The 296-nt window shown below is 42.9% G+C and carries 1 rRNA gene; it reads left to right on the top strand.

The features are described 5' to 3' along the window. Positions 1-102: 102 nt before the first annotated feature. Positions 103-296: ribosomal RNA gene (locus AAEY83_RS13875) — 16S ribosomal RNA — on the top strand; the annotation flags it as partial.

Here is a 296-nt window from a genome sequence, read left to right as displayed (position 1 = left end):
ACAGAATAGTTATTTCGATAATTATTCGGCACAGTCAATTCAATATCGAAAGATATTAAAAAATTCAGAATTCATTGAGCTGTCGAAAGACATAAAACTTTTTAATTGAAGAGTTTGATCATGGCTCAGATTGAACGCTGGCGGCAGGCCTAACACATGCAAGTCGAGCGGTAACAGAAAGTAGCTTGCTACTTTGCTGACGAGCGGCGGACGGGTGAGTAATGCTTGGGAACATGCCTTGAGGTGGGGGACAACAGTTGGAAACGACTGCTAATACCGCATAATGTCTACGGACC

This window comes from Psychrobacter sp. TB20-MNA-CIBAN-0197 (assembly GCF_040309765.1).
In the GTDB taxonomy this organism is placed as follows: domain Bacteria; phylum Pseudomonadota; class Gammaproteobacteria; order Pseudomonadales; family Moraxellaceae; genus Psychrobacter; species Psychrobacter submarinus.
This window is presented reverse-complemented; position numbering and strand designations above follow the sequence as displayed.